At 42.9% G+C, this 21,277-nt stretch carries 19 protein-coding genes; 2 read left to right on the forward strand and 17 right to left on the reverse strand.

The window, feature by feature from the left end; genetic code table 11:
• Positions 1-17: 17 nt before the first annotated feature.
• From MMO38_RS05935 to MMO38_RS06005, 15 genes are all read right to left on the reverse strand, one after another.
• Positions 18-308 (reverse strand): cold shock domain-containing protein, encoded by a 291-nt coding sequence (locus MMO38_RS05935; protein ID WP_004669869.1) that lies wholly within the window; start codon positions 306-308, stop codon positions 18-20.
• A gap of 119 nt (positions 309-427) precedes the next feature.
• Positions 428-1,063, reverse strand: a complete 636-nt coding sequence (upp, locus tag MMO38_RS05940) for a uracil phosphoribosyltransferase (RefSeq protein ID WP_241322910.1) — start codon at positions 1,061-1,063, stop codon at positions 428-430.
• A gap of 106 nt (positions 1,064-1,169) precedes the next feature.
• Positions 1,170-2,666 (reverse strand): NADH-quinone oxidoreductase subunit NuoN, encoded by a 1,497-nt coding sequence (nuoN, locus tag MMO38_RS05945; protein ID WP_004669867.1) that lies wholly within the window; start codon positions 2,664-2,666, stop codon positions 1,170-1,172.
• 3 nt (positions 2,667-2,669) lie between these two features.
• Complete coding sequence (nuoM, locus tag MMO38_RS05950; protein WP_004669866.1) at positions 2,670-4,268, reverse strand: NADH-quinone oxidoreductase subunit M; 1,599 nt, start codon at positions 4,266-4,268, stop codon at positions 2,670-2,672.
• A 1-nt stretch (position 4,269) separates the two neighbouring features.
• Entirely contained in the window at positions 4,270-6,165 is a 1,896-nt protein-coding gene (gene nuoL, locus MMO38_RS05955) for an NADH-quinone oxidoreductase subunit L (RefSeq protein ID WP_005198300.1), read from the reverse strand.
• Positions 6,162-6,470 (reverse strand): NADH-quinone oxidoreductase subunit NuoK, encoded by a 309-nt coding sequence (gene nuoK, locus MMO38_RS05960; RefSeq protein ID WP_004638057.1) that lies wholly within the window; start codon positions 6,468-6,470, stop codon positions 6,162-6,164. The genes nuoL and nuoK overlap by 4 nt, the downstream gene beginning before the upstream one ends.
• Positions 6,470-6,988, reverse strand: a complete 519-nt coding sequence (nuoJ, locus tag MMO38_RS05965) for an NADH-quinone oxidoreductase subunit J (RefSeq protein WP_241322948.1) — start codon at positions 6,986-6,988, stop codon at positions 6,470-6,472. Before nuoJ ends, nuoK begins: the two co-directional genes overlap by 1 nt.
• Complete coding sequence (gene nuoI / locus MMO38_RS05970) at positions 6,988-7,530, reverse strand: NADH-quinone oxidoreductase subunit NuoI (protein ID WP_004669863.1); 543 nt, start codon at positions 7,528-7,530, stop codon at positions 6,988-6,990. Before nuoI ends, nuoJ begins: the two co-directional genes overlap by 1 nt.
• 18 nt (positions 7,531-7,548) lie before the next feature.
• Positions 7,549-8,565, reverse strand: coding sequence for an NADH-quinone oxidoreductase subunit NuoH (gene nuoH / locus MMO38_RS05975; protein WP_121930105.1), 1,017 nt, complete (start codon positions 8,563-8,565; stop codon positions 7,549-7,551).
• Between the two features lie 3 nt (positions 8,566-8,568).
• Positions 8,569-11,253 carry an NADH-quinone oxidoreductase subunit NuoG gene (gene nuoG / locus MMO38_RS05980; protein ID WP_241322911.1) on the reverse strand — a complete coding sequence of 895 codons (2,685 nt, stop codon included), beginning with the start codon at positions 11,251-11,253 and terminating at the stop codon, positions 8,569-8,571.
• Positions 11,254-11,264: 11 nt separating this feature from the next.
• Positions 11,265-12,590 carry an NADH-quinone oxidoreductase subunit NuoF gene (nuoF, locus tag MMO38_RS05985; RefSeq protein WP_241322912.1) on the reverse strand — a complete coding sequence of 442 codons (1,326 nt, stop codon included), beginning with the start codon at positions 12,588-12,590 and terminating at the stop codon, positions 11,265-11,267.
• Positions 12,587-13,096: an NADH-quinone oxidoreductase subunit NuoE gene (gene nuoE, locus MMO38_RS05990; protein ID WP_004669859.1), complete on the reverse strand. Its 510-nt coding sequence runs from the start codon at positions 13,094-13,096 to the stop codon at positions 12,587-12,589. Before nuoE ends, nuoF begins: the two co-directional genes overlap by 4 nt.
• Positions 13,097-13,108: 12 nt before the next feature.
• A complete protein-coding gene (gene nuoC / locus MMO38_RS05995) occupies positions 13,109-14,896 on the reverse strand; it encodes an NADH-quinone oxidoreductase subunit C/D (protein WP_004669858.1) in 1,788 nt (595 codons plus the stop codon).
• Positions 14,897-14,982: 86 nt separating this feature from the next.
• Positions 14,983-15,660: an NADH-quinone oxidoreductase subunit B gene (locus MMO38_RS06000; protein WP_004669857.1), complete on the reverse strand. Its 678-nt coding sequence runs from the start codon at positions 15,658-15,660 to the stop codon at positions 14,983-14,985.
• A 6-nt stretch (positions 15,661-15,666) separates the two neighbouring features.
• On the reverse strand, positions 15,667-16,218 hold the full coding sequence (locus MMO38_RS06005) for an NADH-quinone oxidoreductase subunit A (protein WP_004669856.1): 552 nt from the start codon (positions 16,216-16,218) through the stop codon (positions 15,667-15,669).
• A 395-nt stretch (positions 16,219-16,613) separates the two neighbouring features.
• On the opposite strand from MMO38_RS06005, the gene MMO38_RS06010 reads away from it, so the two are divergent.
• Together MMO38_RS06010 and MMO38_RS06015 are read left to right on the forward strand one after the other, a co-directional pair.
• Complete coding sequence (locus tag MMO38_RS06010) at positions 16,614-18,032, forward strand: diguanylate cyclase (RefSeq protein WP_241322913.1); 1,419 nt, start codon at positions 16,614-16,616, stop codon at positions 18,030-18,032.
• Positions 18,033-18,124: 92 nt separating this feature from the next.
• Positions 18,125-18,481: a hypothetical protein gene (locus tag MMO38_RS06015; protein WP_004669854.1), complete on the forward strand. Its 357-nt coding sequence runs from the start codon at positions 18,125-18,127 to the stop codon at positions 18,479-18,481.
• 96 nt (positions 18,482-18,577) lie between these two features.
• On the opposite strand, the gene bfmS is transcribed toward MMO38_RS06015, so the two are convergent.
• Together bfmS and bfmR are read right to left on the reverse strand one after the other, a co-directional pair.
• Entirely contained in the window at positions 18,578-20,218 is a 1,641-nt protein-coding gene (bfmS, locus tag MMO38_RS06020; protein ID WP_005198311.1) for a sensor histidine kinase BfmS, read from the reverse strand.
• An 85-nt stretch (positions 20,219-20,303) separates the two neighbouring features.
• Positions 20,304-21,020, reverse strand: coding sequence for a response regulator transcription factor BfmR (gene bfmR, locus MMO38_RS06025; RefSeq protein WP_004669852.1), 717 nt, complete (start codon positions 21,018-21,020; stop codon positions 20,304-20,306).
• Between the last annotated feature and the right edge of the window lie 257 nt (positions 21,021-21,277).

Raw genomic sequence — 21,277 nt, forward strand, 5'->3', positions numbered from 1 at the left:
CACAAAAAACTAAATCATTAGCGTCGAAAATTTGACAACAAATCTGTTGTGATCGATTCATTATGCGCCAGTATTTTAGTTTTTCTAGTTTTGGCAGGGTTTGGATCAACGCGCTCAATTTTTGTGGCTTTATATTTTCCATCATTTTCAATTACCACAAATTTCACTTTTTCATTTCTTTTCGGCTCACCGTCTGTTGGATATTCTGAAATATGAAAAAACACATCTCCTTCAGCCGTTGCAATAAAGCCAAACCCTTTGTCTGGATTGTATTGTTTAATTTTTCCTTGATAGAACTCTTGCTTCATTAACTTCACCCTATTCTGTAAACGCTGTTAGTCACAGTATATATAAAAAAAGAGACTGTTGATCCGCCCACAAAATTTTTACGGGTGAATGCAGCCTCTTTTTATCTGTATTTCAAAAATTAATCTTTTTGAACACTACCAAAAATCTTGTCACCAGCATCGCCCAAACCAGGAACGATATAGCCTTCTGCATTTAATCCTTGGTCAATCGAAGCCGTATACATACGCACATCAGGATGCGCCGCTTCAACTTTTGCAACACCCTCAGGTGCAGCCACTAAGACCATGACACGAATATCTTTACAGCCACTTGCTTTTAAGACATCAATTGCAGCAATCAAAGAATTTCCTGTTGCAAGCATTGGATCAATGATCATGGCTAAACGATTGGCGACATCTGGCACTAACTTTTTATAATAGGTACGAACTTCTAAAGTTTCATCGTCACGCTCTAAACCCAATACACTCACTTTTGCGCTTGGGATCAGATTAAGTACGCCTTCCAGCATCCCAATACCTGCACGTAAAATCGGAACAATGGTAATTTTCTTTCCTGCGATACGTTGTGTTGAGACTGTTCCTGCCCATCCATCAATGTCATGATCAACCACAGGTAAATCTTTGGTTGCTTCATAAGTCAATAACATCGTGACTTCTTGCGCCAATTCGCGAAAGTTCTTGGTACTAATGTTTGAACGACGCAATAAACCAAGTTTATGGCGAATAAGTGGATGACGAATTTCTTGAATGGACACAAGCAAATACCTAATTCATATTAATCTCTGACTATTATAAAGTGTTTTTTTACTCTTCAATAAAAAAGCCCCCAATTTTGGAGGCTTTTTTGTACAAATCAGATCATTACTGCTGTTGAGATAACATAAAGTGCAATGGAGAAAGAATTTCTGCCTTCAATGCCAAGTTAATCATCGGATCTGGATAAATACCCAAGAACAACACCAACAATGCAGCACCGAGTACCATGATACCACCCACTTGTTGACCCCAATGGGCATCAGCATCAATACGTGGTACATCAGGTGGTGTCATATACATGACCACCATCACACGGAGGTAATAATACAAACCGATACCACTACCGACCACGATCATCGCAGCCAAGAACCAGTGCTGAGTTGTAACTGCGGCCATCACAACAAGGAACTTACCAATAAAGCCCGCTGTTAATGGAATACCAGCCAAAGACAACATCATCACCGTTAAAGCGGCAGTCAAAATCGGACGGCGCCAAAACAAACCACGATAGTCTGCAAGACTTTGTGCTTCATCCACATTGTTATATGGACTAGACATCAATGCCACGACACCAAACGCACCAATTGTAGTGAGTACATAAGTAATCACATAAACCGTTACGCTACCTAGACTTGCATAAGTCATGCTGATTAAAGCAATCAACAAATAACCAAAATGCGCAATCGATGAATAACCCAAGATACGCTTCAAGTTCACTTGACGTACAGCGAGTAAGTTACCCACCACGATCGACAATACCGCAAGGATAGTTAAAACCGTAATGAGTCCTTGATGTAAAATTGCGCCAGACGTAAGTATGTAACGAACAAACAAACCGATGGTTGCAACTTTGGCGACGGTTGCCAAGAATGTTGCCATTGGTGCTGGTGCACCTGCATACACATCTGGTGTCCATTTATGGAATGGTGCAAGCGAGAGTTTGAATGCGACTGCAAAGACAATTAAAGCCAAGCCCAATAACACCATTGGCTGATCAATGACAGCAAATAATGTCTGAACAGAGTCATAGAAAGACAACGAACCTGTATAGGCATAGATATAAGCCATACCCATCAACAACATTGCAGATGCAGTTGCAGAAAGGACGAGGTATTTAATCCCTGCTTCCAAAGACTGACTACGTTGGTAGGTATATGCCAACATGCCATAAATTGGAATCGACATAAGCTCAAGACTGATGAAGAATGCCGCATAGTGTGAACTTGCAACCATCAACATTGCACCCGCTACTGAAGTCAGTAACAAGATATACAGCTCTTCGCGGTTGTCTTTATAAGTCTCAATATAGGCATGAGACAAAGTACAACATGCCAATGCAGCGATCAAAATTAAGAATTGATAGAGCATGGTAAATGGATCAACCATAAACATGCCCATCACGTTTACTGGAACAAAACTTCCACTAAACACGGTGTATACAATAAAGATTGCCGCAAGGTTTAAACCCACAACCGAGGTCGTGGCAATGAGGTTATGGTGACGTTTGATCGCAATCAATAACATCACCACGATTGCAGTCAATGCCACAATCATCACAGGCACAAGCGGCATAAGCTCAGAAAAAGAAAGTGTGAAGTTCATGATTTATTGCATCTCCACATGTTCAAGTTGAGTTGCTGCCTGCTGAACAGTTTCGACAACTTCTTGTACTGGCATATAACTATTTACGATCCATTGCATACTCGAATGAGATACATCCAAGAACGTTTGTGGGTAAATACCTAACCAAACTAAACCGATCACGCAAATCATCAAAATGCTGACTTCACGTGCCGATAGATCTTTGAGTGGACTTGTATAATGTTGCTTTTGTTCAGGGTTCGGTTCACCAAACAAGGCTTTATGAATCAAAATCAAACCATAAAGACCTGCAAATACCAAACTCACTGCTGCCATGATCGTGAACGTTGGGTAGGCTTTAAATGAACCCATTAAGATCAGGAATTCACCAATAAAGTTACCTAAGCCCGGTACGCCAACAAGCGCTGCCACGAAGAACATCAAGAAGAAAGGCAAGTATTGCAATTGACCACGAAGACCGCCCATTAAGCGCAAATCACGAGTGTGTAAACGCTCATACACTTGACCAGACATAATAAACAATGCCGCTGATGACAAACCATGTGCCAGCATCATAATCATTAAGCCTTGGAAGGTCAGAATATTACCTGCATAGATTGCAAGTAAAATAAAACCCATGTGTGAAATAGACGTATACGCAAGTAAGCGTTTCATATCTGTTTGCTGGTACGCTAAGAATGCACCGTAGAAAATACCAATCAGACCCAAAATGATTGCGATATCAGCAAATTGTGCTGATGCCGCTGGGAAGAATGGAATCACAAAACGAAGCAAACCGTAGGCTGCAGTTTTAATCAAAATACCCGCTAAGTCCACAGAACCCGCTGTTGGTGCTTGCGCATGCGCATCAGGCAACCAACCGTGTAATGGGAATACAGGAAGTTTCACCGCAAAACCAATGAAGAAACACAGCATGAATGCATAGGCAACTTCAGGTGGTAAATGGTTCGCTACAGCAAGTAAGTAGTTGTAATCGAAACCAATCATGCCCGTCATCATGTATCCATAAACCACGAGGCCTAGGATACCGATCAACATAATCAAACCAGCGATTTGAGTATATAAGAAGAACTTGGTTGCAGCATAAACACGTGAACGACCATTCGAGCCTTTATGACCCCATAACGCAATCAAGAAATAGATTGGTACAAGCATCATCTCCCAGAAGAAGAAGAACAAGAACATGTCAATCGCAAGGAAGACACCAATAACCCCACCCAAACTCCAAAGTAAGTTTAAGTGGAAGAAACCGACGTTTTTCTGAATCTCGCCCCATGAACAGCCAACTGCAAGTACACCCAGTAATGCAGTCAGTAGCACCATCAATAGAGATAAGCCATCCACCGCTAAGTGAATACTAATACCTAAAGTCTGAATCCAAGGAAGATGAAACTCCGCTGCCCAAACTGGAACTTTTGAGCCAATTTCATAAACGAATGTGCCACTTTGCCATAACGCGATACCTAAACCTAAGGTAATCAGCATACCAATCAAGGCAATCCAGCGCGGTAAATGTTGGTCGAATTTATCTACCAACCAACAAATAAAACCAGCAATGAAAGGAACTAAAATCAGTGCGGGTAAAATTAAATTGTTTTCCATTTTATTTCCCCACAACCTCAATAACGATCAAGACCATCAATAGCACCACGATACCAAGTGACATGCTTGATGCGTATTCACGTAATGAACCTGTTTGACGCGAACTTGTAAAGCTATTACCACCTTGCACAATCGCAGGAAGTACCAGCCACAAACCATCTACTGGATCGCGACCTAAAATTTTCGCAATCAATAAATAAGGTTTTACAAATACAATGTTATATAAAGCATCGAAACCAAATGCAGTACGGCAGATGTGTGCTAAACCTGAACCCAACGATGTTTGAGCAAAAGATTTGACCGCACCATAGGCAAAGACAAACAGCACAATACCAACCACTAAACCAGCAAGCGCAATACCAACCGCTTTTAATTCAACCGCATGCTGTAAATGTGCTAGCGCATCCGTCATCACAAATGCAGGGATACCCGCGGTATTTAACAGACCTTGTACCGGACCTTGCAACAAAGCACCAACGCCAGTTGAAAGTACAGCCAAAATTGCAAGCGGCGCCCAGTAAGTCGCACCTTTGATTTCGTGATATGGGGTCTTTTCTTCACCAAAGAATACAATCCAAATCAAACGGAACGTATAAATAGAGGTTAAGAATGCACCAGCAACACCCACCCAGAATAATGAACCATAGGTCTCAATACCTGTAGTGTGACCATGTGCCCAAACTTGCCATAAAATCGCATCTTTAGAGAAGAAGCCGACTGTGATGAATGGAATCGCCGCTAACGCACCGCCACCAATCGCAAAACAGGCAAATAAGAATTTGTTATGCTTGAATAAGCCGCCCATCTTGAAAATGTTTTGCTCATGATGGTAGGCCAAAATAACCGCACCAGAAGACAAGAACAATAACGCTTTAAAGAATGCATGCGTCAACATGTGGAACAAACCTGCTTGGTATGCTTCAGCACCCACCGCCATAAACATATAACCGAGCTGACTCATGGTTGAGTAAGCCAAGATACGTTTGATATCGGTTTGAACCAATGCTGCAAAACCAGCCACCAGCAATGTCACCGCACCTGTAATCGAAATGAATTGCATCACTTCTGGTGCCATTTCCATCACAGAGAACATACGGCAGCACAAGTACACACCCGCTGTAACCATGGTCGCTGCGTGGATCAATGCAGAAACTGGTGTAGGACCAGCCATCGCATCCGCTAACCACGTTTGGAGTGGGATTTGCGCTGACTTACCTGCTGCCCCCAAGAACAACATCAATGCTGTCCAGATCGACAATGAAGAGCTTTGCGTCATCACCGCTGCTGCATTTTCAACAATGTACTGTGTATTCAAAGTACCAAACTGTTGATAGAGCAAGAACAATGCGATCAGTAAAAATACATCACCCACACGCGTTACGGTAAATGCTTTGATCGCCGCCCAACCATTGGCAGGGTTTGAATAATAGAAACCAATCAGCAAGTACGAGCACAGACCTACGCCTTCCCAACCTAAGAACAATAACGCTAAGTTATCGCCCAGTACCAACAACAACATGCTGGCAACGAATAGGTTGAAGTAAGAAAAGAAGCGCGCATAGTCTTCTTCGCCACGCATATACCAAGATGCAAAAATGTGGATCAGGAAACCAACCCCTGTCACCATTCCCATCATCAGTAATGAAAGACCATCAAGTTGTAGGCTAATTCCCGGCTCAAAACCAGCAACACTGAACCATGTCCACAAGTGTTGAATAAAGACAGTTTCGCCACTATTGCTAAATGCCAAACCTGCAATTAAAGCAAATAGAGCAGATAAACCAACTGACCCCACACCAATAATTGCCGCTACATTTTCAGATAGTTTGTTACGTCCTGCCGCTAAAAGGATAAAACCAATGAGCGGAAATAAAACGGTTAAATATAATGTACTCATCCGCGCATCTCACTAGCAGCATCCACATCCAAATGATGGAAGCGATGATAGAACTGAAGGACGATCGCAAGACCGATACACGCCTCTGCCGCTGCAAGGGTCAAGATCAAGATGAACATGACCTGTCCATCTGGTTGCGCCCAAACACTGCCCGCTAAGACGAATGCCAATGCAGCGGCATTCATCATCACTTCAAGGCTCATTAACATAAATAATAGGTTGCGTCGCACCATTACACCGTAAAAACCCAGTGCAAAAAGGATGGTTGCGACAATCAAACCATGTTCTAAAGGGATGTGTCCCATTATTCTTTATCCTCTTCTGCACCTGGTTCACGTTTGCCTAGATGGAATGCTGCAACTAAGGCTGCAAGCAATAACATCGCGGCAACTTCTACCAATAATAGATAATGCGTAAATAATGCTTGTCCTACTGCTTTCGGACCCACCACTTCACGCCCCATCACTGCACCCAAAGTCGTATAGTCACTACCCAGCATCCAGACTAAAAGTAAGCCCATGAGAAAACTCATCAATGCAGGAAATGCCCAAGCATCAGAGCTTAACCACTTACTTTCTTGTTCAACGGTGTCTTGACCAAGATTTAACATCATGACCACAAACACGAACAAGACCATGATCGCGCCCGCATAAACGATGATCTCAAGCGCAGCAGCGAATGGTGCGCCGACGATCAGGAAAATACCTGCAACCGCAAGAAGTGACACGATCAAACTTAAAAGTGCATGTACAGGATTCGTATTGGTCACAACACGAATAGTCGAAACAATGGCCACAAGTGCCATCAAATAAAATGGCCACATCATGGTAATAAGCTCCGTACATCGATTGGTGCACTTTCTTTTTGTGCTTGACCTTTGCCTTTACCATCAATCGCCATACCAGCAACACGGTAGAAGTTATAGTCAGGATATTTACCCGGTCCAGAAATCAATAAGTTTTCTTTCTCGTAAACCAAATCTTGACGTACATATTCACCCAATTCGAAATCTGGGGTCATCTGAATCGCAGTTGTTGGGCAAGCTTCTTCACACATACCGCAGAAGATGCAGCGAGAGAAGTTAATACGGAAAAACTCTGGATACCAACGTCCATCTTCTTTTTCCGCTTTCTGTAATGAAATACAACCCACAGGACATGCAACCGCACAGAGGTTACATGCCACACAACGCTCTTCACCATCTGGATCACGCGTCAATACAATACGACCACGAAAGCGTGGAGGCACAATTTGTTCTGCTGGTACTTCTGGATATAAAATCGTGTCACGTTTACGCGTTACGTGGCTAAACACCATCCATAACGAACGTACAATCGATCCGAATCCAGCTAGAATTTTATACATTTTGTACTCCCTGCTGTCCTAGGCCTGATTCATCAGAATCACAGCACCAGTCACTAACAAGTTGACCAACGCCAATGGCAAACAAACTTTCCAACCAAAATTCATTACTTGGTCATAACGCGGACGCATTAACGAGCCACGAGCCAAGACAAACATCATTACAAAGAATGCTGTTTTGATAATGAACCAAAATACGGGTGGAACAAATGGAATTTCTAAGTTAAATGGTGCAAGCCATCCGCCGAAGAATAAAGTCACGATCAAAGCAGAGATCAGCACCACGTTGACATATTCAGCAACGAAGAACATCCCCCACTTCATCCCACCATATTCAACATGGTAACCCTCTGCCAATTCTTGCTCAGCTTCAGGCTGGTCAAATGGATGACGATGCGTCACCGCAACACCTGCAACCACAAAGATCAAGAAACCTAAAAATTGTGGAATGATGAACCACATATCACGTTGTGCTTCAACGATTTCACGGAGGTTAAATGAGCCTGCAATCGCAACCACACCCATTAACGAGATACCCAAGAACACTTCATAAGAAATGGTTTGAGCCGCAGAACGTAAACCGCCCAGTAATGAGTATTTGTTGTTCGATGCCCAACCGCCAAACAACACGGCATAAACTGCAATACCTGCCATTGCCATAAAGAACAATAGACCGATACTCATATCTGCTACGCCCAACATCGGACTCACAGGAATAACCATGAATGAAAGTACCGCAGTTGCCATCGCAACTGCTGGTGCTAAACGGAAGGTTAACTTATCTGCAAACTTTGGTGTCCAGTCTTCTTTAAACATGATCTTGAGCATGTCGGCAACGATCTGGAACATACCACCCGGACCAACACGGTTTGGACCATAACGGTCTTGCCAGAGCGCCAAAAGACGACGTTCAATAAACGACATCAATGCCGCGACCAACACCACAACCAGCAAAATGACAATCGCTTGAATCACTGAATACGCGATTGGCCATTGCTCAGCCCAAAGTGGCGTTTGACGTATAAATTCTTGATTCATGAATTACACTCCTACTGCCACAGACACAGGCTCAGCCAATGAAACGGTTGGTGCTAAACCAATTGGATAACCAATATAACCCGTTGGTAAATATTCAATCACTTGTACAGGTAAGCTAATGCTGGTTTCACCCGCCTTAACCGTAATACGTTGACCATCTTGAACATTCAAACGTGTCGCATCTTGTTCAGCCACTGCAAACATCGCTTCAGGAATACGAGATTCCATCGCAGGCGTTTTAATCGTGAACTCACCAGAACCAAAAATATGGTGCATTGGTACAAGACGGAAACTTTCAGGATTCACAACAACTGCTGTCGGTGCAACATAGCTACGTGCTGGACGCTTGGCTAAACGATCGAATAATCGCACACCTGAATCACCACCTTTTAAGTGACCACCCACTTCATCTTGGTATTTATTCCAAGCTTGTGGTGAGTTCCACCCTGCAGCCCATGCAAATGGAACTAACGATGACGCATTCTGTGTGCCAACATAACCTTCCATCGAATAGGTCAATGCAGAATCTAGATCAGTCGGTTGTTTTGGCTCATGTACAGAGATTCCAGCTCGCATCGCAGTACGACCCGAATAACGACGTGGTTCACGCGCGATTTTCAAACCATGAACACGATAGCCAGCATCTGGTGCAACATCTTGAATCGCTTCGAGTGCTGGAACATTCTTCACAATGTCATCAATCACATCATCAAGTAGCGTCCAGTCAACCACTTTACCTTTCATGCCCGTTTCAATGGCATGTAACCAGCGCCATGATTCTTTAATCGCATAATCAGGTTTGTAGTAGCTTGGGTCATAGACTTGATAGAAACGTTGTGCACGACCTTCTTGGCTCACTACCGTACCATCACCCTCAGCAAAACTTGCTGCTGAAAGGACGATATCCGCCAATTTCAAGGTTTCAGTTTCACTGTGGTCGAGCACGATCACTGTTTCAGCTTTATCTAACCCAGCTTTGACTTGTGCAACAGGTAAACGACGCGTTAAATCATTTTCAACAATCACAACCGCATCGAAATCTTGTGCAAAGGCTTGTTCTAAACTTAAACCACCAAACAATGCCAAGCCCATTGAGTTCACTTCAGGAACCGTCAAGGATAAACCTGCATTTCCACCCAAGTTTTGAGCAACTTGTGCTGCTGCTTCCATGATTGCAGGATCTTGCAGACTCGTACCAGAGATAATCAATGGCTTGGTCGCTGCTTTCAATGTGTCAGCAATGGTTTGCGCAAATGCTTTTGCATCATCTGCGAGACCTGTGAGTACTTCACCTTTAACCGCAGCCGCAACCGCAAAACCTAAACGCGCGATATCATTTGGTGATGCAACCACTTCACCCGTTGCCACATCCGCTAAACGCGTTTGTGTTGCAGCAAGGATGTAAATTGGAGATTTTGCATCTTGACCAATACGTTGTACAGGCTCAGCTAACCAGTCTGGTGTGCGTGTTTTAGCCGCCATTTCTTTGGCTTTATTTTTCGCAGCTTGACGAACAGACAAAGCCATACGTGGCGCAGTTTGGGTTAAGTCTTCACCCAAGATCAACACTGCATCATAGCTTTCAATTTCACGCATGTTCGGGTTATGAATACCCTGTGTTTGCATGATTGACGCAGCCAATTCAACCAGATTTTGCTCTTTTTGCGACATTCCTGTTGAATAGTTGTCTTGTCCAACCAATTCACGAAGCGCGTAGTTTGATTCCAAGCTTGCGCGTGGAGAACCAATTCCTAACACTTTCTTGCCTTGAAGTTGGCCAATCACTTGATCAAGTGCTTGATCTACAGTCACAGTTGCAGCAGTGTCACCATTGCGGAACTGTGGTTGACGAGGACGATCTTCGCGGTTGACATAGCCAGTACCGAAACGCCCTTTATCACACAGGAAGTATTGGTTCACTTCACCATTGAAGCGGTTTTCGACACGACGGATTTCGCCATAACGCTCACCCGGTGAAATGTTACAGCCAGAAGAACAGCCAAAACAGACGCTTGGTGCGTACTGCATGTCCCATTTACGGTTATAACGAGCCGAATGTGTTTTATCGGTAAATACACCCGTTGGGCAGACTTCCGTCAAGTTACCAGAGAATTCAGACTCTAAGGTTCCTGATTCTGGACGACCGAAATACACGCGTGATGCGTTGCCATATACACCGAAGTCTGTACCACCAGCATAGTCTTTGTAGTAACGCACACAACGATAGCATGCGATACAACGGTTCATCTCATGCGCAATAAACGAACCCAACTCTTGATTATGATGGGTGCGCTTGGTAAAGCGATAGCGACGACGATCGTGCTGCGTCATCACCGTCATATCTTGTAAATGACAGTGCCCACCTTCTTCACAGACTGGACAGTCGTGTGGGTGGTTGGTCATTAAGAATTCAACGATCGATGCGCGAAACTCAGTTGCTTCTTTGTCTTCGATTGAAATATAGGTGTTGTCGGTCGCAGGTGTCATACATGACATCACTAAACGTCCACGTGTGTCCTCAGGATTTGCATACTGAGTCACCGCACATTGACGACAAGAACCAACTGAACCTAAGGATGGGTGCCAACAAAAATACGGAATATCAAGCCCGAGAGATAAACATGCTTGTAGCAAGTTCTCAGAACCATTGACTTCGTACGATTTTCCATCGACATGAATTGTAGCCATAGTCGAATTCCTTAAACTTGTTCTACGTCAAGAGCTGGAGCATGGGTTTTAACCTTCGCTTCAAACTCATGGCGGAAATATTTTAATGCGCCCATCAGTGGTTCCATCGCACCCGGTGCATGGGCACAGAAAGTCTTACCGATCCACAACTTTTTAGTCAGTTCAGATAGATGTTGAATGTCTTCCATCTTCCCTTTACCATCTTCAAGTGCTTTCAATGCCTTAACAGCCCAAGGTAGGCCATCACGACACGGTGTACAAAAACCACAAGATTCACGCGCAAAGAATTCTTCTAAATTACGAGTCGCTGAAACCATACATTGGGTTTCATCTACCACCATCAGCAAACACGTTCCTAAACGAGAACCCGCCTTCATAATGCTTTCTGCATCCATTGGTAGGTCAATGTGTTCAGCAGCCAAGAAATCTGTTGATGCACCACCCGGTAACCATGCTTTCAGGGTTAAACCATCACGCATACCACCCGCATGGTCTTCAATCACTTCACGTGCAGTGGTACCAAATGGAAGTTCCCAAAGTCCTGGGAATTTCACTTTACCTGACGCACCATAAATCTTGGTGCCTGGGTCTTTGGATTTATGCGCAGAAAGATTGATATACCATTCAGGACCACGCAGCATAATCGCTGGCAAGTTATTGTAGGTCTCAACGTTATTTACAATCGTTGGACGACCCCATGCACCTGCCACTTGTGGAAATGGTGGTTTAGTACGTGGGTTAGCACGGCGACCTTCGAGCGAGTTAATCAATGCAGTTTCTTCACCACAGATATAACGCCCTGCGCCTGTATGCACGTGCATCTCGAAGTTCCAGCCCGTTCCTAGGATATTTTCACCCAAGTAACCTTTGGCACGGATTTGCTCTAATGCTTCATTTAAGTATTGAGCTGCTTCAACATACTCACCACGAATGAAGATATAGCCATGTGTCGCTTCTAGGGTATAACCCGCGATCAGCATCCCTTCAATCAATTGATGTGGAAGTTGTTCCATCAACAAACGGTCTTTAAAAGTACCCGGTTCCATTTCATCAGCATTACAGATCAAATAACGTGGACCACCATCATTTGGTGCCATTAATGACCATTTAATTCCTGCTGGGAAACCTGCACCACCACGACCTTTTACGGTTGCAGCTTTGACCACTTCCAATACATCTTTTGGTGGCATACTGAGTGCTTTTTTAAAGCCTGCATAACCTTCAAGCGCTTCATAATCATCAGCAGCACGAACATGCTCTTGCTTACTCAAACGCCAAGTCAATGGATGTGTTTCTGGGTTACCGTCGCCATAGATTGGTTTTGGTTCAGTATTCATACATACTTCTCCAATAACTGTTTGACCGATGACACATCCACTAAACCGTGGGTATCTTCATCAATCATTAAAGTTGGACCTTTGTCACAGTTGCCTAAACAACAAATTGGCAGCAAGGTAAAACGACCATCTGCTGTGGTTTGTCCATATTGGATTCCCAACTCGCGCTGGAACGCCTCTGCCAAAGTTTCTGCACCCATCAAGAAGCAAGCAATAGAGTCACACAATAAAATCACGTGACGGCCTACAGGCTGGCGATAAATGCGGTTATAGAACGTTGCTACACCTTCCAAATCAGCCACACTCATACTCAACAATTGCGCAATCGCATTCATTTGAGCGTCATCTACCCAACCATTACGGCGTTGTACACACTTGAGCGCATCCAGTGATGCGGCACGTGGGTACGGATAGTGATCAATGTGATGTTCAATGTCATGGATTTCTTCAGCAGTCAAAATCCCTTCAACATTCACACGAGGTTTTTTATCAGTCAAAATCATCATTATCGTTTACCCCTAGCGATCCACGTCAGCCATAACCACGTCAATGGTTGCCAAATAGATGATCAAATCAGAGACCAAGCTACCATTAATCACTGAAGGCATTTGCTGTAAGTGAGTGAATGTCGGCGTACGGATACGAGTACGGTAGCTCATCGTCGACTTATCAGACGTGAGGTAATAGGTACTTGCACCTTTCACCACTTCAGTCATAAACGATGCTTCACCTGCTGGCATTACAGGACCCCATGACACGCTCAAGAAGTGCGTAATCAAGGTTTCAATATCTTGTAAGGTCTTGTCTTTTGGTGGTGGAACAGCCAGTGGATGATCCGCTTTATATGGACCAGAAGGCATGTTATCCAAGCACTGTTGAATAATTTTCAGTGACTCGGTAATTTCACGGAAGTGAACCAGAACACGCGCGTACGCATCGCCTTCATATTCGAGCGGCACATCAAAATCGAAGTTTTCATAGCCGCTATAAGGACGATATTTACGGACATCAAAATCAATACCCGTTGCACGTAAACCTGTACCTGTCACGCCCCAAGCCAACGCAGATTTCGCATCGTATTGCGCAACATTGCGGGTACGACCGATAAATACTGAGTTTTTAAGTGCGGCAGTGTAGTACTCGTTCAAACGTTTTGGCATCCATTCCAATAACTCTTTAACCAGTTTTTGCCAGTTATTTGGAAGGTCATGCGCGGTACCACCGATACGGAACCATGCTGGGTGCATACGGTAACCCGTAATCGCCTCAACGATGTCATAGACTTTTTGACGATCTGCGAACATATAGAATACTGGTGTCATACCACCGGCATCCTGAATCGCCGTACCACAGAATAATAAGTGGTTATTGATACGGAACAATTCGTTCAACATGACCCGAATCACTTGAGCACGTTCAGGAACTTTGATTCCTGCCATTTGCTCTACAGCCATCACATACGGCATGTTCTGAGCACAACCACCCAAGTAGTCCACGCGGTCAGTATAAGGAATGAAAGAATGCCATGTTTGACGTTCAGCCATCTTTTCCACACCACGGTGGTGATAACCAATATCAGGCACACAGTCTTTCACTTCTTCACCGTCCAACTGTAGAACCACACGGAATGCACCGTGCGCAGATGGATGGTTAGGACCTAAGTTCAGGAACATGAAGTCTTCATCAGCGTTGCCGCGTGTTAGACCCCAGTCTTCTGGTACAAAACGTAGATGTTCTTGTTCGAAGTCTTGCTTGGCTTGGTCTTGCATATACGGCGTATATTCTGTCGCACGGGCAGAATATTCTTTACGTAACGGATGACCTTCCCAATAGGTTGGTAACAAAATACGACGTAGCATTGGATGCCCTTCGAAATTGATCCCAAACATATCGTAAGCTTCACGCTCGTACCAGTTTGCATTTGGCCAAATATTGGTTGCCGTTGGCAGGTTTAAATCATTTTCATTCAAAGCCACTTTGACACGAATATCACTATTACGCTCAAGTGAAAGTAAATGATAAAACACAGTGAAGTCAGATGCAGGTAAACCATCGCGATGAACACGTAAACGCTCATCCATCGCAGATAAGTCAAATAGCATGACATAAGGACGTTCTACTTTACGTAAGAACATAAGGACTTCTTGCACGCGTGCGCGCTCAACCCAGACTGTTGGAAACTCTTCAAAAGTCGCCTGCACGTAGAAGTTCTCACCAAATTTATTTTTGAGCTCTTCTACGATTGCAAATGCTGGGCGTGAATCAACTGGTGTTGACTCTGGCATAGCAATGTCAGTTTCAGCCATTGGTTTGGCTTCCTATTCAATACAAATTCTGGCAATTTTTTAGATGACCATACCCATCAGATATGTCAAAAACTCATCTTCAAAAATTATTTAATTTCATCCATAGAGCGCAAGTTTTTCACCGCAATACGTTCCGCATTTTTACGGTCGCGTTCTGGCATCATCTTTGGCTTATACACAGGCTGAAGATCATCACCAATTACGGCTGAAAGTGGACGGCGCTCAAGTTGAATTTGGTCTTGTAATAACATTAAAGCTTGGATCAATGCCTCTGGGCGCGGTGGACAACCTGGGACGTACACATCAACAGGAATAATTTTGTCTACACCTTGAACCACAGAATAGATGTCGTACATGCCACCAGAGTTAGCACAAGCACCCATTGAAATGACCCATTTAGGCTCAAGCATTTGTTCATACAAGCGTTGAATTACAGGTGCCATTTTGACAAAGCATGTTCCTGCAACAATCATCAAATCAGCCTGACGTGGTGAAGCACGAATTACTTCTGCACCGAAACGAGATAAATCATGTACGCCCGTTAATGTGGTTGCATATTCGACGTAGCAGCAAGAAGTACCAAAGTTAAATGGCCACAAAGAGTTTTTACGACCCCAGTTGACTGCTGTATGCACAGCATCTTCTAGACGAGTCATCATCACACTTTTATTGACTTCTTCCTCAAGTGGATCAGTTACGATTTGACGATCTTGTAATGGATATTGATCGGCATCCGGATTCGCACGGGTTAAAGTATATTTCATCCCGACTTACTCCTGTTCAGATGATGAGGTAGTCGGTGTTTTAGACTTAACACGACCAGAAGACTGCGCTGGAATTTGACCAGTAGGATCGATCACCAATTCTTCAATGTTATTGAATCGAGTAATGTCAGCGATATTCATATTTGGCGAACCAATCTTAGTTTTAACACCAGCCGCTTTACGACGATCTGAAGGTGCCCAGTTAAGTCCACCTGTAGAAAGCTCGTAAATCAAACCAATAAGTAACACTAAAATAAACACTGCGGCAGTGATAAAGCCAACCCAACCGACTTCACGGACAGAGGTTGCCCATGCATAGAGGTAAAGGGCTTCTAAATCAAAAACGACAAAGAAAATCGCAACGAGATAGAACTTGGCTGACAAGCGAATACGAGCACCGCCCGCACTTACTACACCTGACTCAAACTGTTCTTGCTTGGCACGTCCCCAAGCTTTACCCCCAAGGAGTAAAGGAACGGTCAGCATAAAAACGCAAAGAAATGTAACGCCGATCACGAAGGCAATAATCGCCCAATCGTATGGAGTAATGGCACTCATGCGGGGATAACTCCTGGCAGGCCTATTTTTAACAAAGAATGTATGTATTGGCCTTCAAATACACCAAACACAAAATTAATTCCGCCAATTGTACCTGATTTCTAATTTCGCATGCTAGTTGAAGCGCTTTAGTCTTTCGGATGATTTTGTCCTTAAAATTACAAATATATCCAAGATCATGGTTAATTCACCCTTAAAAATCGAATTAACAAATCAAACATAGCATGTTAATCATTTTTTTCTTTACCTATGTACCAAAAACTATCGCAATCTATGGTCTATGCTCAGAATTAATGCTCCATGCACTAAATCATTGCATTAATACAAATTTATGATGAAAATTTAAACAAAATTTATATAATAGCGCGACTAAATATCTAAGGAAACGCGTCAGAATGGCTCAATCAAGAGTAGCATCAAAACCCCTGTCGCTTTTCCAATTATTTTTAATATTTACGGGTGTGATTTTTTTGTGTTGCTTACTCGGTATCGCAACACGACAACTCAACTTTCTTGCTTCATTCTGGCCTGCCAATTCAGTGCTGTTAGGTTTGCTGATTCGCTTTCCACAGACCCGCCATCCAATCAGTTTTATCGGCGCAATTCTTGGCTATCTCATTGCAGATGGCTTACAGGGTACACCCTTTCTATTAAATATTTGTTTAACCTCTGCCAACTTAATCTATGTACTGGTCACACTTGCCCTCTACATAAAATTTAACGCCTTTATTCGCTCAATGCATCAAGGCTATTTCTATTTATTTTTATTTAGTTTTTGCTGTATTGGCGGATTGTCGAGTGCTTTATTTGCAGCGATTACACTGCCTTTTTTTGAGACTAAATTTACTTTAGGCTCGTTTTGGCTTGATTATGGACATTGGTTTACAGCAGAAATTCAGAATGCACTATTACTTTTACCCGCCATCATTAGCACACCGTATTTAGCCAAATTTAAACAACAACTCAATGCATTTAAATCTCAAATTATTCTAGAAAGCTTACCTTTGATTGCAGTCATTATATCAATTGTGATTGCCTACTATGATGCGGGTCCTGGCTCATTACTCTATCCTATTGCGCCATTGATTTGGTGTGCGCTGAGATACCCCCATTTTTCAGTGGCAATTATCACCTCTATTAGCTGCGCATTTATTATTCACCACGTCTCCCAACATTATTTAGTGCTCTATCCAGATCAATATCTAAACAATACGATCTCGATTCGTCTTGGGCTGATTATGATGACCATCGCGCCGCTAACGGTTTCCAGTATCAATGTGGTGCGATCTAAGTTGATTCGAGAGCTACAACACACGATTGCTCATGATGAGTTAACATCCAGCTTAACTAGACGTCAATTTCTACAATCCCTACAACTTTTACAACAACAAGCCAAAAATACAGGTCAAACAACAGCCTTCTTGATGCTCGACATTGATCACTTCAAACAAGTCAATGACAACTACGGTCATCTCATCGGAGATCGCGCCCTGCAAAGCTGTGTAAAAACCATTCAATCGCTTTTAAAGCCTCAGGACTTGATCGGACGTTTAGGTGGTGAGGAGTTTGCTATTTTCTTAACCAACACCAATGCCGACACAGCCTACCAAGATGCTGAAAGAATCCGTCTACACGTGAGTCAAACGCCAATTAAACTGGAACATCACCAAACTTTTTCGATCCAAATCAGTATCGGGATTTTTGTTTGCACGGCTGAAAATCGACATTCAATTGAATACTTATTTAAACAAGCGGACGACGCACTTTACCAAGCCAAAAGGCAAGGACGAAATCAGGTGGTGATTTCGACATAATATGTTGCAATTCAGCTAAATACTTTAATTATCTTTTTACACAGCTTCGGCAATAGATCGGTATTCTAAAGATAGACAATAAGGAGAAAAATATGGATCTAAAATTCGCACACCACTCAGATTATTTCTTTTTTTCACAATTACTCATGCGTCATATTGAGAATTACGTCCGTAAACACCCAGATGCAGATAATGCAATTTTCGATTTAAGGGATATTTACGAATTATTTAGAGAAGATTTTGCATCAACCACAACAAATCTTGAAGGAATTCTTAATATTGCAGATGCCTATCGAGTAGAAACCATAAATGGAGATGAACGACTGATCCAAAGCTATAAAATAGACGTTAAAAACAATTCTTTATTGGTTGATTTTAATGCAGATGCGTTACAAAGCTTAAGATCAGGTCGCCCCTTAATCGAACCTGATTCCTCTCTACAGGAATAGACCAACGCTGTATCTTTGAAAGATACACGATAAAGCCAAAGCAAACAGTGCTTTGGCTTTTAGTTATGGCATTTTATTCGGGTATTTAAGTGCTGATTATTTCTTTAAGGTTTGCTTATAACGTTTTGCAGGCCACGTCATCATAAAGCGAGCACCGCCTAAGTTTGGACTCTGATCCACATGAACCTCACCACCAAACCAATACGCAATACGACTCACAATAGATAAGCCTAAGCCATAACCACCTGAAGCACGAGTACGACTATCATCTAAACGTGCAAAGGCTTCAAAGATCCGCGCTCGCTCTTGCTCAGGGATACCCGGGCCATCATCTTCCACACACACATAAGCATTGCCGTCAGCGCGAACACCGCCACTAATACGCACCTTATGATCACAATAGCGAACTGCATTGCCCACTAAGTTTTGCACCACACGATGTAAATATCGACGCTCAGCATCCACTTTCAATACCAATGAAGGGGCAATCAACTCAATTTCTTTTTGTGTTTTCAGTGCCTCAGTTTCCATCGCAACTTGATCAAGCACTTCAACCAATATAATTTCTTCAAAATCAAGAGATGGGGTTCCCTGCTCAAGTTTGGCATAAGTCATGATTTCATCGATCAAGGTATTCAGTGCTTCGATATCCTTATCAATCATATCAACTTGTTGAATCCGATAATTATAATCATCTTCTTCAGCCAACATTTCCATCCCAAAGCGAATGCGCGCCACAGGTGTTCTAAGCTCATGCGAGACGGCCCGCATTAATTCCCGCTGCGCTTCGATCAGACGCTGAATATGGTCTGACATATTATTATAACTGGATGCCAAGTTTGCCATTTCATCGGTACCTTCAATCGGTACTCTCAAGGACAAATCACCTGACTTCATCTTATTCAAGGCATGGCGTACCTGACGGATTTTGCGCTCTAAAGGCAAAATCAATCCATACACACCCAAACTCAATAAGAATAAGCTAAATAGGGTAATACCTGCTGAAAGCTGAAAAGGCATCCAATTAAACATTGGCACTGGACCCAGTAGCAAAACGCGTGCTGGGTGATTCGGCATCGGTGAAACAATCGAAATGGTTGTGCCCCGTATGCTGGCACTGTCTTTATACAACAACACACTTTGATCTTGGCGCAACCGACCAATCTGCTCTGAGTCTAAGTTAATGTCTCGAATATCTAAAATTTCTATTGGATAATAAAAGTGCTCTTTAATTTTCTCTAAATACTCTCGCTCCTGCCCCGGATAAAAAATCAAATAATCCAAGACAAAAATAGGCAGCGCCTTCATTTGACGTTCGCCGAGTTTATCGACTTTTATATAGAGGAAATGCTGAGGATCATCTTTCAGACCAATAATGATATAACCGACACCATGATTTGCATCGTAACGAACCACCGACTTTTGCGCAGCGATACGTTTCTTTTCAGTCCGAGAAAGTTCGACTCTCGCTGCATCCACATAATAAATGGGCAATTCCAACAAGTCGGATGCATCGGAAATCCAATCTAATTTTTGTTGTTTTTCTGGTTGACGAGATACCCCCTCACTAATTACGTAGGAAATACCATCCGTGAGAGACTCACGATATTCTTGCGCACGTTGATAGTTAATGATTTGTACCAGCAAATAACAAAATGCGGCAACGACAACCACCAATACAACCAATCCAGCATAAATTCGCAAGAATATGCTGTTCTTAAGTACTCGACTCACCATAAGGGAAATGATTCCAAATTATTCAACTACTTCTCCTTGTCAAAAAAGAGAAACCCTCCTTTATGAGAAAAGGAGGGGCTGAATTTTACATCCCATTGGTTTCTTTAACGAATAAATAACCTTTACTACGTACGGTCTTAATACGTTTCGGATTTTCTGGATCATCGCCGATTTTTGGACGAATACGAGAAATACGCACATCAATTGAACGGTCTTGACCATCGTACTCAATACCACGTAGACGTTCAAAGATATCTTCGCGAGACAAGATACGACCTGCGTTTGATGCCAATAACCACAATAGGTCATATTCAGCACTGGTGAAATCAACTAGTTCACCATTTAAGGTCACTGAACGACCACCGTTATCAATCACAAGATCGTCAAACTCGATACGTTGCGCAACTTCATCTTCAACTGTTTTGTCGGTACGACGTAACAAAGCACGGATACGAGCCAACAACACACGTGGTTGAACAGGCTTAGCAACGTAATCGTCTGCACCCATTTCTAAACCAAGCACTTGGTCCATATCTTCAGTACGCGCTGTCAACATCAAAATCGGTTGATGATAATGCGGACGTACTTCTCGACAAACGGTTAAACCATCTGCGCCAGGTAACATCACATCAAGCACAACTAAATCTGGTTGCTCGCTGATAATTCGACGAATCGCACGGTTACCGTCAGTTTCGACCCCAACTTCTAAACCGTTACGGATCAAATACTCTTGTGTTAAGCGCGCTAAACGCTCATCATCTTCTACGATTAAAATTTTCGGTAACTTTTCTTCTTGGCTCATTTGTTCGCCCCTAAAATTTGGCATATACATTGGTTCATGTTTTGCAATATACACACGTTTACATTGTAAACAAGTAGCCGTTCACCAAACTGATACACGCCTACCTCATTTTGTTATAATTTTATTAAAATTATGAATTTTAATGGCTTTTTCAGTTTTTTATGCTTCTCTCCAACAAAATGAAAAATAAGTATAAAATTTGTTCCAATGTTAAACAATTTGTTTCTTAGTTGGTCAAAAAGAATTTAAGTGTTTGT

The sequence above is a fragment of the Acinetobacter sp. NIPH 1852 genome, assembly GCF_022549455.1.
In the GTDB taxonomy this organism is placed as follows: domain Bacteria; phylum Pseudomonadota; class Gammaproteobacteria; order Pseudomonadales; family Moraxellaceae; genus Acinetobacter.

Bases quoted from the DNA above. Each gene is read 5' to 3' on its own strand.
- nuoI (WP_004669863.1), bottom strand. From the start codon at position 7,530: ATGTATAAAATTCTAGCTGGATTCGGATCGATTGTACGTTCGTTATGG.
- nuoH (WP_121930105.1), bottom strand. From the start codon at position 8,565: ATGAATCAAGAATTTATACGTCAAACGCCACTTTGGGCTGAGCAATGG.
- MMO38_RS06010 (WP_241322913.1), top strand. From the start codon at position 16,614: ATGGCTCAATCAAGAGTAGCATCAAAACCCCTGTCGCTTTTCCAATTA.
- MMO38_RS06015 (WP_004669854.1), top strand. From the start codon at position 18,125: ATGGATCTAAAATTCGCACACCACTCAGATTATTTCTTTTTTTCACAA.
- MMO38_RS06005 (WP_004669856.1), bottom strand. From the start codon at position 16,218: ATGAGTGCCATTACTCCATACGATTGGGCGATTATTGCCTTCGTGATC.
- nuoE (WP_004669859.1), bottom strand. From the start codon at position 13,096: ATGATGATTTTGACTGATAAAAAACCTCGTGTGAATGTTGAAGGGATT.
- MMO38_RS05935 (WP_004669869.1), bottom strand. From the start codon at position 308: ATGAAGCAAGAGTTCTATCAAGGAAAAATTAAACAATACAATCCAGAC.
- bfmS (WP_005198311.1), bottom strand. From the start codon at position 20,218: ATGGTGAGTCGAGTACTTAAGAACAGCATATTCTTGCGAATTTATGCT.
- nuoC (WP_004669858.1), bottom strand. From the start codon at position 14,896: ATGGCTGAAACTGACATTGCTATGCCAGAGTCAACACCAGTTGATTCA.
- nuoG (WP_241322911.1), bottom strand. From the start codon at position 11,253: ATGGCTACAATTCATGTCGATGGAAAATCGTACGAAGTCAATGGTTCT.
- nuoK (WP_004638057.1), bottom strand. From the start codon at position 6,470: ATGGGACACATCCCTTTAGAACATGGTTTGATTGTCGCAACCATCCTT.
- bfmR (WP_004669852.1), bottom strand. From the start codon at position 21,020: ATGAGCCAAGAAGAAAAGTTACCGAAAATTTTAATCGTAGAAGATGAT.
- nuoJ (WP_241322948.1), bottom strand. From the start codon at position 6,988: ATGTGGCCATTTTATTTGATGGCACTTGTGGCCATTGTTTCGACTATT.
- MMO38_RS06000 (WP_004669857.1), bottom strand. From the start codon at position 15,660: ATGAAATATACTTTAACCCGTGCGAATCCGGATGCCGATCAATATCCA.
- nuoF (WP_241322912.1), bottom strand. From the start codon at position 12,590: ATGAATACTGAACCAAAACCAATCTATGGCGACGGTAACCCAGAAACA.
- nuoN (WP_004669867.1), bottom strand. From the start codon at position 2,666: ATGAACTTCACACTTTCTTTTTCTGAGCTTATGCCGCTTGTGCCTGTG.
- nuoM (WP_004669866.1), bottom strand. From the start codon at position 4,268: ATGGAAAACAATTTAATTTTACCCGCACTGATTTTAGTTCCTTTCATT.
- nuoL (WP_005198300.1), bottom strand. From the start codon at position 6,165: ATGAGTACATTATATTTAACCGTTTTATTTCCGCTCATTGGTTTTATC.